This window comes from Acinetobacter sp. 18QD2AZ41W, from assembly GCF_009829025.1.
Taxonomy (GTDB): Bacteria; Pseudomonadota; Gammaproteobacteria; order Pseudomonadales; family Moraxellaceae; genus Acinetobacter; species Acinetobacter pseudolwoffii.
Genome location: NZ_WURP01000002.1, coordinates 56,129 through 70,437, shown reverse-complemented (window position 1 = coordinate 70,437; position 14,309 = coordinate 56,129). Strand labels below are relative to the sequence as shown.

14 protein-coding genes are annotated in these 14,309 nt (G+C 42.5%); 1 reads left to right on the top strand and 13 read right to left on the bottom strand.

Annotated features, from left to right (window positions below):
• Nucleotides 1-126: 126 nt before the first annotated feature.
• The 10 genes from rplI to ppsA all read right to left on the bottom strand — a co-directional run bounded on the left by rplI (nucleotide 127) and on the right by ppsA (nucleotide 10,449).
• Nucleotides 127-573 carry a 50S ribosomal protein L9 gene (gene rplI / locus GVV58_RS03315; protein WP_004645413.1) on the bottom strand — a complete coding sequence of 149 codons (447 nt, stop codon included), beginning with the start codon at nucleotides 571-573 and terminating at the stop codon, nucleotides 127-129.
• A 9-nt stretch (nucleotides 574-582) separates the two neighbouring features.
• On the bottom strand, nucleotides 583-810 hold the full coding sequence (gene rpsR / locus GVV58_RS03310; protein ID WP_005097242.1) for a 30S ribosomal protein S18: 228 nt from the start codon (nucleotides 808-810) through the stop codon (nucleotides 583-585).
• A 12-nt stretch (nucleotides 811-822) separates the two neighbouring features.
• Nucleotides 823-1,209, bottom strand: a complete 387-nt coding sequence (rpsF, locus tag GVV58_RS03305) for a 30S ribosomal protein S6 (protein WP_004278789.1) — start codon at nucleotides 1,207-1,209, stop codon at nucleotides 823-825.
• 433 nt (nucleotides 1,210-1,642) lie between these two features.
• Nucleotides 1,643-2,521, bottom strand: coding sequence for a heme o synthase (cyoE, locus tag GVV58_RS03300; RefSeq protein ID WP_005097240.1), 879 nt, complete (start codon nucleotides 2,519-2,521; stop codon nucleotides 1,643-1,645).
• Between the two features lie 10 nt (nucleotides 2,522-2,531).
• The gene (locus GVV58_RS03295) at nucleotides 2,532-2,858 is read right to left on the bottom strand and encodes a cytochrome o ubiquinol oxidase subunit IV (RefSeq protein ID WP_005097239.1); all 327 of its coding nucleotides are present in this window, start codon (nucleotides 2,856-2,858) and stop codon (nucleotides 2,532-2,534) included.
• Nucleotides 2,858-3,475, bottom strand: coding sequence for a cytochrome o ubiquinol oxidase subunit III (gene cyoC, locus GVV58_RS03290; protein ID WP_005097238.1), 618 nt, complete (start codon nucleotides 3,473-3,475; stop codon nucleotides 2,858-2,860). The genes GVV58_RS03295 and cyoC overlap by 1 nt, the downstream gene beginning before the upstream one ends.
• Before the next feature lie 4 nt (nucleotides 3,476-3,479).
• Nucleotides 3,480-5,468 (bottom strand): cytochrome o ubiquinol oxidase subunit I, encoded by a 1,989-nt coding sequence (gene cyoB, locus GVV58_RS03285; protein ID WP_005097237.1) that lies wholly within the window; start codon nucleotides 5,466-5,468, stop codon nucleotides 3,480-3,482.
• 3 nt (nucleotides 5,469-5,471) lie between these two features.
• Nucleotides 5,472-6,575: a ubiquinol oxidase subunit II gene (gene cyoA / locus GVV58_RS03280; protein WP_005097235.1), complete on the bottom strand. Its 1,104-nt coding sequence runs from the start codon at nucleotides 6,573-6,575 to the stop codon at nucleotides 5,472-5,474.
• A 300-nt stretch (nucleotides 6,576-6,875) separates the two neighbouring features.
• Nucleotides 6,876-7,670 (bottom strand): RDD family protein, encoded by a 795-nt coding sequence (locus tag GVV58_RS03275; RefSeq protein WP_005170506.1) that lies wholly within the window; start codon nucleotides 7,668-7,670, stop codon nucleotides 6,876-6,878.
• A gap of 400 nt (nucleotides 7,671-8,070) precedes the next feature.
• The gene (gene ppsA / locus GVV58_RS03270) at nucleotides 8,071-10,449 is read right to left on the bottom strand and encodes a phosphoenolpyruvate synthase (RefSeq protein ID WP_005097232.1); all 2,379 of its coding nucleotides are present in this window, start codon (nucleotides 10,447-10,449) and stop codon (nucleotides 8,071-8,073) included.
• 154 nt (nucleotides 10,450-10,603) lie between these two features.
• On the opposite strand from ppsA, the gene GVV58_RS03265 reads away from it, so the two are divergent.
• Complete coding sequence (locus tag GVV58_RS03265) at nucleotides 10,604-11,440, top strand: pyruvate, water dikinase regulatory protein (protein ID WP_005097231.1); 837 nt, start codon at nucleotides 10,604-10,606, stop codon at nucleotides 11,438-11,440.
• Between the two features lie 233 nt (nucleotides 11,441-11,673).
• Here GVV58_RS03265 and GVV58_RS03260 read toward each other — a convergent pair whose 3' ends face one another.
• The 3 genes from GVV58_RS03260 to GVV58_RS03250 all read right to left on the bottom strand — a co-directional run bounded on the left by GVV58_RS03260 (nucleotide 11,674) and on the right by GVV58_RS03250 (nucleotide 14,145).
• Nucleotides 11,674-12,237, bottom strand: a complete 564-nt coding sequence (locus GVV58_RS03260; RefSeq protein WP_159516003.1) for a flavoprotein — start codon at nucleotides 12,235-12,237, stop codon at nucleotides 11,674-11,676.
• 296 nt (nucleotides 12,238-12,533) lie between these two features.
• Nucleotides 12,534-13,538, bottom strand: coding sequence for an LLM class flavin-dependent oxidoreductase (locus tag GVV58_RS03255; RefSeq protein ID WP_100355348.1), 1,005 nt, complete (start codon nucleotides 13,536-13,538; stop codon nucleotides 12,534-12,536).
• 154 nt (nucleotides 13,539-13,692) lie between these two features.
• Nucleotides 13,693-14,145 (bottom strand): hypothetical protein, encoded by a 453-nt coding sequence (locus GVV58_RS03250; RefSeq protein ID WP_005097226.1) that lies wholly within the window; start codon nucleotides 14,143-14,145, stop codon nucleotides 13,693-13,695.
• Nucleotides 14,146-14,309: the final 164 nt, after the last annotated feature.

The window sequence follows — 14,309 nt, the reverse complement described above, 5'->3', positions numbered from 1 at the left end:
ATCAAATGCGAAGGGTAAATTTTCATTTGTATGGGTAATAAAATAATTTTTAAGCAGGAGATACCTGTCATTTTTTTATAGATAAAAAAAGAGCATGCTTTCGCATGCTCTTTTTGAGGCGAGAAATTACTCAGCTACGATAGTAACCAGAACTTCTGCAGTAACATCATGGTGCAATTGGATTGCGATGTTAAATTCGCCAGTGTGACGAAGTGCGCCATTTGGAAGACGTACTTCTGCACGGTCTACTTCTAGACCAGCATTTGTCAACGCGTCAGCGATGTCACGAGTACCGATAGAACCGAATAGTTTACCTTCGTCACCAGCTTTCGCAGTGATTACGATATTTACTTCGTTCAATTGGTCAGCACGTGCTTGAGCAGCAGCTAAAACATCAGCTTCAGCTTTCTCAAGTTCAGCACGACGAGCTTCAAAAGCAGCAGTGTTTGATTCTGTTGCAGCAACTGCCATACCTTGTGGGATAAGGAAGTTACGGCCATAACCAGCTTTAACTGATACTTTATCGCCTAGTTTACCTAGGTTTTTAATGCGTTGTAATAAGATAATATCCACAGCTCAACCTCACTTATGATTGTCAGTGTAAGGGATCAAAGACAAGAAGCGAGCTTGTTTAATAGCTAGCGCCAATTGACGTTGGTAACGAGCTTTAGTACCTGTAATACGGCTAGGAACAATCTTGCCGTTTTCAGTGATGTACTGTTTTAAAGTGTCGATATCTTTGTAGTCGATGTACGTAACGTTCTCAGCTGTAAAGCGGCAGAACTTGCGACGACGGTAAAAACGTGCCATGTTATGTTCTCCTTAAGCTTCAGCAGAGTCTTGAGCGTGTTGTGCTTCTTCACGTTGAGCTTTACGCGCACGTTTTTCTTCAGCACTTTTCGCCAATAGTGACTCTTCAGTGATTGCGTTTTCACGACGGATGATAAGGCTACGAATGATTGCATCGTTATAACGGAACAATTCTTCAAGCTCATCAAGAGTAGTCTGACCACACTCAACATTCATAAGAATGTAGTGAGCTTTGTGGATCTTGTTGATTGGGTAAGCCAATTGACGACGGCCCCAGTCTTCAAGACGGTGGATTTGACCTTCAGCTTCTTTGATGTGAGTTAGGTAGCGTTCTACCATACCAACGACTTGATCGCTTTGATCAGGGTGTACTAAAAGTACGATTTCGTAATGACGCATTGTCAGCTCCTTACGGTTTGGACAGCCCCAATTTAAGTAAATTGAAGCAAGGAGTCACAACCAAGGTTGTGTCGCAGTGTTTGCGAAGGGTGAATTGTAGAGATTTTCGAGGATAATTTCAACCAGATAAGCCATTTTTGTGAAATTATATCTATTGCCAGATTCTCTTATCAAAAAATCGTTATATTTTTAATCAGGCTTAAACTGCTTAAATTTATTAAATATACTGTTGATCATATCAACCGACTCTTTCTAGGCAGGAATTGGCCTAAACCTATGAATGTGACTCTAAAACAAAAATGAGTGAATTTCACAGAAGATAAGAAAGGAGGGGACGAGCGCTTAAAGCTGAAATTTTGATTCTGCAAACAGATGCTCGGAGTGGGGGGATAAAATCAAAATAAAAAAAGATAGAGGCGAACTCTCTATCTTTTTAAAAAAATACTATCTGTGTAGATGGCGCAGTTGAAGTAAAGCTAAATACAATACTGATCACGGTAATCAGGATGACAGAGAACAGAAAATATTTCTTTGCCCAAAGCTGATCATTTTCAGCTTTAAATCCAATGACACCGATATACAACCAGTAAATGCACAATAGATTTAAAATGACTGCATACAACCAATTGGCATAGCCATATACAAATAATGCATTCATGGTCAGGGTGAATAACACCACATACAAAAGTGATTCGATCTTGGTACGATGAATCGAGCGCGCCACAGGCAAAATGGGAATGCCTGCATTTTTGTAATCATCAAAGCGGTAAACCGCAATTGCCCATGAGTGAGGCATTTGCCACAACGCATAACCTAAAAAGATCAGTAATGCACCCAGGTCAAATTGATTGGCCACAGCGGTATAACCAATGACAGGCGGAGCTGCACCAGAAATACTGCCGACTACAGTTTGATGAATTGTGGTTCGTTTTGTCCATAGGCTGTAGAAACCAACATATACAACAAAACCAATCACCGCGAAAAGAAAAGCGTACGCATTTACCCAGAACCATAAAATGCTAAAACCAATGAGGCCTAAGACCAGAGCAAAAGCCAGGGCAACAGGTTCAGAGATGGTTTTGATGACCAGAGCACGATTTTGTGTGCGCTGCATTTTTTGGTCGATGTCCTGGTCAATCACGTTGTTGACCACACATCCTGATGCTACGACAAGCGTAGTACCGAGAAGGGTAATAAGCAGGAGAAGGAAATCTACAGAACCTTGAGTGGCTACGAAGTAGCCACCCAAAGTGGTAACAAAGTTACCGAAGAGAATTCCTGGCTTAGTCAGGAATAAATACTTTTTCAACATGACGACCAGTTTAGATCATCATGTTGTAGTGTAGGTAATTCATGATCCATACAGAACCTACTAAAAGAATAGCGATGGTTAAGATGGTATACACGAACGCAATCACGTTCCAGCGTTGCTCTGAAGAAGAGTTCATATGCAGGAAGTAAATTAACTGCACAAGAATCTGAGCAACCGCAGTAATCGCAATTACTGCAATCAAGATACCGCGTTCAAAACCGCCTGCCATCACCATACCGAATGGAATTACGGTAAGGATGACAGAAAGTACGAAGCCAATTGTATATTGCTTAACGTTACCGTGTGATGCACCAGCTGAGTTGTGATCGTGACTCATTACAGAACTCCCATCAAGTAAACTACGCTGAATACACAGATCCAAACGATGTCAAGGAAGTGCCAGAACAAGCTTAGGCAAGCTAGACGACGCGTGTTTGCAAGAGTCAAACCATATTTCTTGATTTGAACCATTAACACGATCATCCAGACTAGACCAGAAGTTACGTGAATACCGTGCGTACCTACCAAGGTAAAGAACGCAGATAAGAACGCACTTGTGCTTGGACCGTGACCCGCATGAACTAAGTGATTGAACTCATATAGTTCCATGCCGATGAAGATAGCACCGAATACCCAAGTAATCGCTAACCAAGTCAGTACTTTTGCAACGTCTTTTTTGTATGCAGCAAGAACTGCAAAACCAAAGGTTACAGAAGAGATCAAGAGAGCGAAGGTTTCAGTCAGAACGAAACCTAAAGAGTCGCCAAACAGGTCTCTCGCACTTGGAGTACCCACAGGAATGTGGCTACTTAAAACAGCGAACGCAATGAAGAGTGTACCGAACAGGACAAGGTCACTCATCAAGTAAGTCCAGAAACCAAAGACGGTGATGTCAGTATCATCGTGATGATGCTCATCGTGTCCGTGGTTATCGTGATGAAGTACTTCAGCCATTGTCTTAGTCCTTCTTCAAGTGTTTTTCAAGAATCGCATAGCGTTCGTTTTCAATACGCTCAACTTCAGCAGCAGGAACATAGTAATCCACTTTCTTGGTGAAAGAAGACACGATGAAGCTAATGATAGAAGCAATGAACGTAACAACTACTAACCACCAGATGTGCCAGATTAAACCGAAGCCCATTACAGTGATGAACATCGCGATAACGAAACCAGCAGCACGATTCGTTGGCATATGGATATCTTCATACTTCGTTGGTTTTGCATATGCAACACCATTTTCTTTCTCAACCCAGAAAGTATCAATACCATTGATCTTTGGAAGATGAGCAAAGTTATAGAACGGAGCAGGAGAAGATGTCGACCATTCAAGCGTACGACCATCCCATGGATCGCCAGTCAAATCTAGACGTTGGTCACGTTGTAGGAAACCAACCACAATTTGCATCACGAAACATACAATACCAAGTGCAATCAGAACTGCACCAAACATTGCAATATTTACATACGGATCCCAGTCTGGGTTGTCAAATGTATTCAAACGACGAGTCATACCCATGAAACCAAGGATATAAAGTGGCATGAATGCAAAGTAGAAACCGAAGAACCAGAACCAGAATGCTGCTTTACCCCAAGTTTCATTCAGTCTCCAACCGAACATTTTCGGCCAGTAGAAGATGATACCTGCGAACATCGCGAATACTACACCACCAATAATTACGTTATGGAAGTGAGCAATCAGGAATAAAGAGTTGTGTACCAGGAAGTCCGCTGGTGGAACTGCCATCAATACACCTGTTAAACCACCGATACCGAAAGTCACAAGGAAGCCAAGTGTCCATAGCATTGGGGTAGTGTAAACAATACGACCCTTGTACATGGTGAACAACCAAGAGAAGATCTTCACACCTGTAGGAATCGCAATAATCATGGTCATGATACCGAAGAACGCGTTAACGTTGGCACCTGCACCCATAGTAAAGAAGTGGTGAACCCATACAACGAATGACAATACTGTGATTGCTACTGTTGCATACACCATGGATTTGTAACCGAACAATGCTTTGCGCGAGTAAGTCGCAACAACTTCTGAGTAAATACCAAATGCTGGTAATACCAAGATATACACTTCTGGGTGACCCCAAGTCCAAATCAGGTTTACATACAACATTGGGCTACCACCCAGGTCATTTGTAAAGAAGTGGAAATCGAAGTAACGGTCAAGCGTTAGCATTGCAATTGTTGCAGTCAACACCGGGAAAGCCGCAATAATCAATACTGCTGTACATAAAGATGTCCAGGTAAAGATTGGCATTTCCATGAGTTTCATGCCAGGCGCACGCATTTTGATGATGGTAACAAAGAAGTTAACACCCGTTAATAGCGTACCTAGACCTGAAATTTGCAGTGCCCAGATGTAGTAGTCCATACCTACGCCTGGAGAATATTCGATACCTGACAGTGGAGGGTATGCCATCCAGCCTGTTGCAGCGAATTCACCTAACGCAAGTGAAACCATCATCAGACCCGCAGCGCCGGCAAATAACCAGAAGCTGAGTGAGTTCAATAATGGGAATGCAACGTCACGTGCACCGATTTGAAGCGGTACAGAGATGTTCATTAAACCAACTACAAGACCCATTGCCACGAAGAAGATCATGATCACGCCATGCGCGGTAAAGATCTGGTCGTAATGCTCAGGGTGTAAATAACCTTCGCCGCCACCTTTTGCAAGGAACTGCTGAAGACGCATCATGATCGCATCGGCGAAACCACGCACCAGCATGATCACAGATACGAAGATATACATGATACCAATTTTTTTATGGTCTACAGATGTGAACCATTCGTTCCACAAGTAGCCCCATTTTTTGAAGTAGGTAATACCAGCAACAACTGCGATAGCACCCAAGATCATCATTGCAACAGTTGCCAATACGATTGGATCGTAAGGAATTGCATCTGGACCTAACTTACCTAAGAAGCTCATGTCTTATTCTCCTTGAGAAGCAGTCGCATGTTCACCTGCTACATGAGCTTCAGAAGCAGATGCTTCCTGAGCAACAGCATCAGTCGCTGCAGCTTCTACAGGAGCTGTATGATCAGCACCGTGGTAGTTACTCATATAGTTGTGAATCACAGATTCAAACAAACCAGACTCGACAGAAGAATAATAAGTCACAGGATGTGGCTGAGTCTTATATGGGCCTTCTGCTTGTGCAGTTTCAGCAAGTCGTTTCTCTAAATCTGTTCTTGCATTACGAACCATTGCATCAATTTGTTTTTGTGAACGGTTGCCGTCACGTAAGGTCGCAAATTCAGCTTGGTCTAAAACAGTTTTTTGAACTGCAACAGGATTTACTGAAGTACCATTACCTGATTGAACTGCAGCAACCCATTCAGCGAATTGAGCATCAGTCACAGAATGTGCACGGAAGCGCATTTGTGAGAAGCCATAGCCTGAATAGTTTGAAGAGAAACCACGATAACCTTCAGCTGGACTCGTTTCATCAGCTAAGAAGTTAAGGTGAGTTTGCATGCCTGCCATTGCATAAATCTGACCACTTAACGCCGGGATGAAGAAAGAGTTCATCGTGAAGTTAGACGTGATACGAAGGCTTACCGGAGTTTTCTCTGGGAAACGCAATTCGTTAATTGTTGCAATGTTTTGCTCAGGATAGATGAAGATCCATTTAAATTGTTCAGCAATAACTTGAACAGTTAATGGTGCTTTATCTGCTTCAATTGGACGGTATGGGTCATACTTGTGGGAACCCCACCAAGTTAACCAAGCTAAAATACCAATAATAATGACAGGAATACCCCATACCACAATTTCAATCGCAGTAGAGTGTGTCCATGTAGGTTTATAGTCTGCGTCTTTATTCGATGCACGATATTTCCAACCGAACCATAATGCCATGATGATTGATGGAATAACCACCAACAGCATTAAGTAAATCGCAGTCATCATCAGGTTACTTTGACCTGCTGCAACTGGACCTTTAGAGTTCAGAAGTACCATATCACCACCACACCCGGTCAAGAGTGCAGTCATCGCAGATAAAGACAATACAGCTAAAATCGTTTGTCTCATTTTACAACCTCGGTGAAGAGTCCCATTCCCTAATTTAATATGGGATAGCGATTAAAGTGCACATGACGAAAAAGGCTGATTTTTACAAAACATCCTATTAATCATAATACACCGCTACGTTGTAGGGCATTATGCCTGAGATTGACGAACTAAGCTATATCTAAAGCCGCTTTAAATGCCTGTAATAAAAACCGATTTTGTTGCTCGGGATTTAGGAATATTTATAGGAATTTTATTTCAATTTCAAGGTTATGTAAGAAAGAATGGGATGAATATCATCCCATTTTAAGTGATTCAAAATTATTGTTTTACCACTTGAGTTTTTGCCAGTTTATCGTGTAGGGTCTGACGTTTTTTACCCAATCCGAAGGCCCAGTCAATCATTAAACTCAAGGGCATGAAGATGATATTCAGAAATATAAAGAATACGCTACGAATGGTGAAGGCACGTAATAAGCTAACTTTCTCACCAGATTCAGCATCTACAATTTTGATTTTCGTCATTTTTTTGCCAATACTTTGCCCAGATTTGGCAATAAGGTAGGCTTGAATCACCAGCATGATCAGTAAATAGACCGCAGTTGCAATCCAGGCTTGTTGAGAAAACATCTCAAACATCTGGGTTTGCAGTTGCTGCGCCATGGTAGGATCAGCATCACTGTTGAGTATCACATTCATGAACTCTTGGTTCAATTCTGCAAAGCGGACTTCCTGTTCAGGGGTGAAGAATCCAGTCAGAATAAAAGTCGCTGGTAACCAGAGTAACACGTCTACAATTTTGGCCAGAATACGGCTGGGAATACTGGCAAGTGTATTTTTTTGCGTAGTTGCTTGGGTGCGTGGTTGCGTACCAGACACTGTTATAGGCGGGTTGTTCTGGAAAGGCGTGTCAGGTGTTGCGGTTGGTGCGACATAACCCTCAGGTTGATATACCGATTTTCCCTGGGTAAGCTCACCTAAAGCTTTCCACTCTGCCATGCCTTGATGCCATGCCAAATCAGTTAGCATGACTTGCTGATTGGCAAGCATTTGATTTAATTGCTCGAGCGTATATGGACCAGCTTGTTGATTGTTTCGTGCCAAGTAAATCTGCATATAGACTGAATCTCAATATATAAATTTGAACTGATAATAGGTTGAATTAAGATTGTATTGAATTCTATTTTGAAAACAAACACCATCTTATCGTTAAGATTATAGATAAATTGAGTATTTTCAATCCTATTTATGAAGAAAATGCTTCAAATCAAAAACAGTGTAACAAGGATCGGGTGGTTTGAGTGCATCATTCAACATATCCGATTCGCTTTAATTATTGCCCTTTAAAAATGATTTTACTGTTGGCATTTGTTTGTCATTACAATTTGAATGTGGAGAAACAAAATACAAAAACTTATATTTTTAAAACTTTCAGAAGAGCGTTTTGAAATATAAAAGAATATTCATCCCATAAAAAAAAGACCCTGCGAAAGGGTCTTTTTTTATTTAAAATCTATTATGCAGTTGCCACTTTTTCTTTAGCCAGGAAGAACCAGGTATCCAGGACTGAATCCGGGTTTAAAGATACAGACTCAATGCCTTGTTCCATGAGCCATTTCGCAAGATCAGGATGGTCTGAAGGACCTTGGCCACAAATACCCACGTATTTGCCTGCACGGTGACATGCCTGGATTGCAAGAGCAAGAAGCGCTTTTACAGCAGGGTCACGTTCGTCGAACAAGTGCGATACGATACCAGAGTCACGGTCTAGACCAAGCGTTAGCTGGGTCAGGTCGTTTGAACCGATAGAGAAACCATCGAAGTGTTCAAGGAATTGATCGGCCAACAATGCGTTGGTTGGTAATTCACACATCATGATCACTTTAAGACCATTTTCACCACGTTTAAGACCGTTCAATTCCAATAACTCGATCACACGTTTTGCTTCAGCCACAGTACGCACAAATGGAATCATGATCTGTACATTGGTTAAGCCCATTTCATCACGAACTTTTTTCAATGCACGGCATTCAAGCTCGAAGCAGTCACGGAAGTTGTCAGACACGTAGCGGCTTGCACCACGGAAGCCCAGCATCGGGTTCTCTTCTTCTGGCTCGTACAACTTACCGCCGATCAAGTTTGCGTATTCATTTGACTTAAAGTCAGACATACGCACGATCACTGGTTTATCTGCAAATGCAGCAGCAAGAGTAGAGATACCTTCAACCAGTTTTTCTACATAGAACTCGATTGGAGAAGCATAACCAGCAGTACGCGCCATCACAGCAGCACGTGTTTCACGTGGCAAGCTGTCAATATTCAACAATGCTTTAGGATGCACACCGATCATACGGTTGATGATGAATTCTAAACGTGCAAGACCAATCCCTTCGTTTGGAATTTGCGCGAAGTCGAATGCACGATCCGGATTACCGACGTTCATCATGACTTTGAACGGAAGAGCAGGCATTGATTCGATCGAGTTGGTTTGGATTTCGAAATCCAGCGCACCTTCATAGATGAAGCCCGTATCACCTTCAGCGCAAGACACAGTCACTTCCTGACCGTCAACCAGTACTTCAGTGGCATTACCACAGCCTACAATCGCAGGAACACCAAGTTCACGTGCAATGATTGCAGCATGACAGGTACGACCACCACGGTTGGTAATAATCGCAGCAGCACGTTTCATCACTGGTTCCCAATCCGGGTCAGTCATGTCAGATACCAGCACGTCACCGTCTTGTACTTTGTCCATTTCTTTGATTGAAGTCACGATACGGACTTTACCAGAACCGATACGTTGACCGATTGAGCGACCTTCACAGATCACAGTACCACGTTGTTTGAGGAGATAGCGCTCCATGGTGCCGACATTTTCACGGCTTTTTACTGTTTCAGGGCGTGCCTGAACGATGTAGATTTTTCCATCATCGCCATCTTTTGCCCACTCGATGTCCATTGGAGAACCGTAGTGGTTTTCAATGATCAGCGCTTGTTTGGCAAGTTCTTGGAGTTCTTGGTCGTTTAGAGCGAACTGTTGACGCTCAGCTTTTTCTACATCTACGACAACCACTGATTTACCTGCAGAAGCTTCTTCACCATAAATCATCTTCTGGTGTTTAGAACCCAAGTTGCGGCGTAAAATCGCGTGTCGGCCTGCATTTAACAGCGGTTTAGAAATATAGAATTCGTCAGGGTTGACTGCACCTTGAACGACCATTTCACCCAAACCATAAGACGCGGTAATAAACACTGCATCACGGAAGCCTGATTCAGTGTCCAGGGTAAACATCACACCTGCAGCACCCGTTTCAGAGCGAACCATACGTTGGATCCCTGCTGAAAGGGCAACCACGTCATGCGCGAAGTTTTGATGGACACGATAAGAAATTGCGCGGTCATTATATAAAGATGCAAAAACTTCTTTGATCGCGATAAGCACGTTATCAATACCGCGAATATTCAAGAAAGTTTCTTGCTGTCCAGCAAAAGAAGCATCTGGTAAATCTTCTGCTGTCGCTGATGAACGAACGGCAACCGCGATATCAGGGTTGCCGTTAGAAAGTTCTGCAAATGCTGTACGAACTTCTTGTTCTAATTCAGAGGTAAGTGGAGTATCCACAATCCATTGGCGGATTTTTGCACCGGTTTCAGCAAGAGCATTCACATCATCCACATTTAGTGCTGCAAGCTCTGCATTAATTTTAGCGTTTAGGCCACTTTGCTCGAGAAATTCACGATATGCTTCAGCTGTAGTTGCAAAGCCACCTGGCACCGATACACCAGCATTGGATAAGTGGCTGATCATTTCGCCCAAGGATGAGTTTTTCCCACCCACGAGTTCAACGTCGTGCTTCCCTAATTTTTCCAGACCAATTACGCGCGCTTCCAAAGTTGTTACTCCACTTTTGCAGTATTAATCACTATCTTGGCATGAGAGTATAGCAAATCATCTAGGTTTTTGATTTTACTAAGCGACAGTCATGTAAGATCGGTTTACTATAAAGATTATATAGCACTAAGACAAATGGTGGAGGAGAATTTTAATGTCAGAAGGTAAACAAATTCAGCGTAGTGTTTTCTTTATCTCGGATGGCACGGCAATTACCGCTGAAACGCTTGGACACTCACTATTAGCGCAGTTTCCAAATGTAAAGTTTGACATTCATATTATCCCTTATATTAGCTCTGAAGAAGCCGCAACCAGTGTGGTTGCAGAGATCAATGCGCGTGCTCTGCAAGACGGTGAAAAACCACTGGTTTTTGATACTTTAGTCGACCCTTATGTGCGGGAGATTATTAATACCGCAAATGCCGTAAATCTTGATGTATTTGAAGGACTTATAAGTAAGTTGTCGGATGAGTTGCAGGTGTTGCCTACAACTTTAGTCGGTCAAACCCATGCGGTGACTGATACTGCCTCCTATAAAGCCCGTATCGATGCGGTACATTTTGCCTTGGACAATGATGATGGCGCGCGTACGCGTCATTATGATAAAGCCGATCTGATTCTGATTGGGGTGTCGCGTTCGGGTAAAACACCTACCTCCATTTATTTGTCTTTGCAATTTGGTATTCGGGTGGCCAACTATCCACTAACAGAAGAAGATCTGGACGATAATCGCTTGCCAGCGGTACTGCGTCCGCATAAAAACAAGCTGTTTGGTCTGATGATTGATGCAGACCGTCTCGTCGCGATTCGCACTGAACGTAAGGCCAATAGTCGTTATGCCAGCTTTAGCCAGTGCCAGATGGAGCTGCGTGCCATTGAAGGAATCTACATTTCGGAAGGAATCAAGTACCTGAATGTCTCTGAAATGTCGATTGAAGAAATCTCGACACGTGTCTTGCAAATGACGGGTTTAAAACGTCGAATTGGCTAAAAAGCCAAACAGAGCCAAACTTTGATTTGGCTCTGTTTTATAGCTAAAAAATACCAATAAGTGCTTATTTATAGAAATAATATATGATTTTTATAAATTTAAAAAATATCAAGTATCATAATTAAAAATACAAAAGAGCGTTATTTAATCAATTTGTTGAATAAGTACACTATTAATCCTGGGTGTAGAGTTCTAGATTTCATCAATTTTTCATGTTGAGTTGCCAACGTAGCTTATTCTTCTGCTAAATAAGTATGAATAATAATATCGACCTGATGCTGATCTCCATTGATACAGCAAATACTGTTTTCAGTAATTTTTAGGATTGGCCAGGTAATCAGCTGACAATTTTCCCGCTGTAGCGCGGCATAATAATGATCTGACTTGAGATAGGTGCTAGGAGAAGATGCAAGATTTGGCATTAACTGGCGTCTTAGCCACAGGTTTTGTACCTGATTTTCCAGAAATCTGAGGGAAAGCAGACTCTTAATCCGGTTGTTAAATAGACGACGATTTTTACCAATTAAAGGATGATTAATAATGCGTTGCAGAATGCGGTCTGAACCTGGCAGCACAAAAGCAGGATTAATCTGAAAAACTTTCACCGAACCGGCATGTTGACTAATTTTATCCAGCTGGGTAACGGTAAACTGGTCTGTACCAATAATTGCAATATCTTTGTTTGAATAATCCAGTTTCATAAGCTCGGAAGAAGCGATATTTATTCCGGTAAACAGCTGGAAATGTTCGGGATGATTTTCAAAAATGCCAGCGTGTAGATCTTGCTTGGTGGCCATTAGACTTCCTTGAATTTATTTAATAATTGATTTTCTTTGTCTTAGATATAAACAAAAACCAGAAGCAGGGTAAAGGAGAAAATTTAACTTAGACAGTCATCTATTTGACAGAAATACAGCGGCTTATTTTTTCTAAGTCAGGAGATATAAATATGATTAAAAAGCGGTGGTGTTAAGTAAGAGAGAAGAATGAATAGAAAAAGTTTGGATGACGGTGTTGAACAGATTGTTGCTATTTTATTTGAAAGTTATACAACATCTACCCATTGCTGAGAATAGGTAGATGTCGCTTTCATTTATTGCCCGTTTTTAAGCTGCATCAACAGCTCAAAGTTATGCAGACGCTTGTCAGTGTCATAGATGTCACAAGTGAAGATAAACTCATCGACATCATATCTGGCCAAAAGCGATTCCAGCCCAGCTTTCACAGTTTCTTTGGAGCCGACCTGTGCCATGGCAAAGAAATTATCAACCGACATTTTCTCGGCAGGTGACCATAGACCGTCCATTGAATCTATCGGCGCTTTCAGTTTTAAGGTCTGACCACGAATCAATGACAAAACCCGCTGATAGGCACTGGTCGCGAGGTATTCTGCTTCTTCATCGCTATCTGCCACACAGGTTGGGACACCCATTGAGACATAAGGACGTTCCAGATATTCGGAAGGCTCAAAGTTTTCACGATACAGCTGAATCGCCTGACCGAGCATACGCGGGGCAAAATGTGAAGCAAAAGAATAAGGCAGGCCCAGTTTTGCTGCAAGTTGTGCACTGAACAGACTCGATCCGAGTAGCCAGACCGGAACATGCGTGCTTTGACCGGGAGTCGCAACAATACGCTGATTTGGCTCTGGATCTTTAAAATATTGCAAAATTTCCAGAATATCTTGCGGGAACTGATCTTCAGTTTCCTGACGGCCACGGCGCAGGGCACGCATGGTCATCTGGTCAGTTCCAGGAGCACGGCCCAGACCGAGTTCAACACGATCTGGATATAAGGTCGCTAAAGTTCCGAATTGCTCAGCCACCACCAGCGGCGCATGATTCGGGAGCATAATCCCGCCTGAGCCTAAAGTTAAGCTTTTGGTGTTCGCCAGTAAATAGCCTAAAAGAACGGCTGTGGCTGAACTGGCAATGCCATCCATATTGTGATGTTCTGCCAGCCACATTCGGCTATAACCCAGTTGTTCTGCTGCCTGGGCAAGCTCCAGCGCGTGGTTCAGCGCGAATTGAATAGTCTTATCGTCACGAACAGGAACCAGTTCGAGGATAGAGAACCGGGTATCGTTAAGTGTACGCATCGTATTACTCTTAAATAGACATGACTAAAAGCATACGACTTTGCATTGTATTTGTATATCGAAAAAAATCGATATAAGTGTAAACGAAAATAACAGGCAAAAAAATAAGCATCCGAAGATGCTTATTTAAGGAGGGAAGCTAGAGAGTGCAGCCTTAACGACGACGGTTGTTATAGCGATAGTCATTCGTGCGGTAGTTTTTTGAACTGTAGCGACGGTCATAGCGGTCATCATAACGGCGATCCTCACTGACTTTTTTACCCAGTGCTGAACCACCCGCAGAACCTAGTGCTGCACCGATATAACCGCCATTGGTACCCGCCATATTTCGGCCGACTGCATAACCTGCACCACCACCCAGGGCACCACCGATAATTGCACCATTACGGTCACGCTTGTTTGCTGCAACTGCTGCACCAGCACCACCACCAATTGCCGAACCGATGGTTGCACCGGTTGTACCACCCATTTTATTACCTACTGCCGCACCAACAACACCACCAAGTGCTGAAGCTAAGGCGGTATTGGTTGTATTACCCGCATTGGCTGCTGTCATACCCATGGCTGAGGTTGCTACGACAGCGATCATTAGAGATTTATAGTTCATGAGTACACCTTTTATATATCTAGCTGTATTTGTTGATAAGATCAATTTAATCTAGCAAGCGTCAAACAGCATGAAGGCAATGTTGGCGAATTGTGATTTTTATCTCCTTAATTTATTCATGATTTTGAGTGAATAATTTTATGTATTACATGAATTTGACTGTG

Excerpts from the sequence above, each read along its gene's own strand:
- rpsR (WP_005097242.1), bottom strand. The coding sequence starts at position 810 with ATGGCACGTTTTTACCGTCGTCGCAAGTTCTGCCGCTTTACAGCTGAG.
- rpsF (WP_004278789.1), bottom strand. The coding sequence starts at position 1,209 with ATGCGTCATTACGAAATCGTACTTTTAGTACACCCTGATCAAAGCGAT.
- cyoE (WP_005097240.1), bottom strand. The coding sequence starts at position 2,521 with ATGTTGAAAAAGTATTTATTCCTGACTAAGCCAGGAATTCTCTTCGGT.
- GVV58_RS03295 (WP_005097239.1), bottom strand. The coding sequence starts at position 2,858 with ATGAGTCACGATCACAACTCAGCTGGTGCATCACACGGTAACGTTAAG.
- cyoC (WP_005097238.1), bottom strand. The coding sequence starts at position 3,475 with ATGGCTGAAGTACTTCATCACGATAACCACGGACACGATGAGCATCAT.
- cyoB (WP_005097237.1), bottom strand. The coding sequence starts at position 5,468 with ATGAGCTTCTTAGGTAAGTTAGGTCCAGATGCAATTCCTTACGATCCA.
- cyoA (WP_005097235.1), bottom strand. The coding sequence starts at position 6,575 with ATGAGACAAACGATTTTAGCTGTATTGTCTTTATCTGCGATGACTGCA.
- GVV58_RS03275 (WP_005170506.1), bottom strand. The coding sequence starts at position 7,670 with ATGCAGATTTACTTGGCACGAAACAATCAACAAGCTGGTCCATATACG.
- GVV58_RS03265 (WP_005097231.1), top strand. The coding sequence starts at position 10,604 with ATGTCAGAAGGTAAACAAATTCAGCGTAGTGTTTTCTTTATCTCGGAT.
- GVV58_RS03260 (WP_159516003.1), bottom strand. The coding sequence starts at position 12,237 with ATGGCCACCAAGCAAGATCTACACGCTGGCATTTTTGAAAATCATCCC.
- GVV58_RS03255 (WP_100355348.1), bottom strand. The coding sequence starts at position 13,538 with ATGCGTACACTTAACGATACCCGGTTCTCTATCCTCGAACTGGTTCCT.
- GVV58_RS03250 (WP_005097226.1), bottom strand. The coding sequence starts at position 14,145 with ATGAACTATAAATCTCTAATGATCGCTGTCGTAGCAACCTCAGCCATG.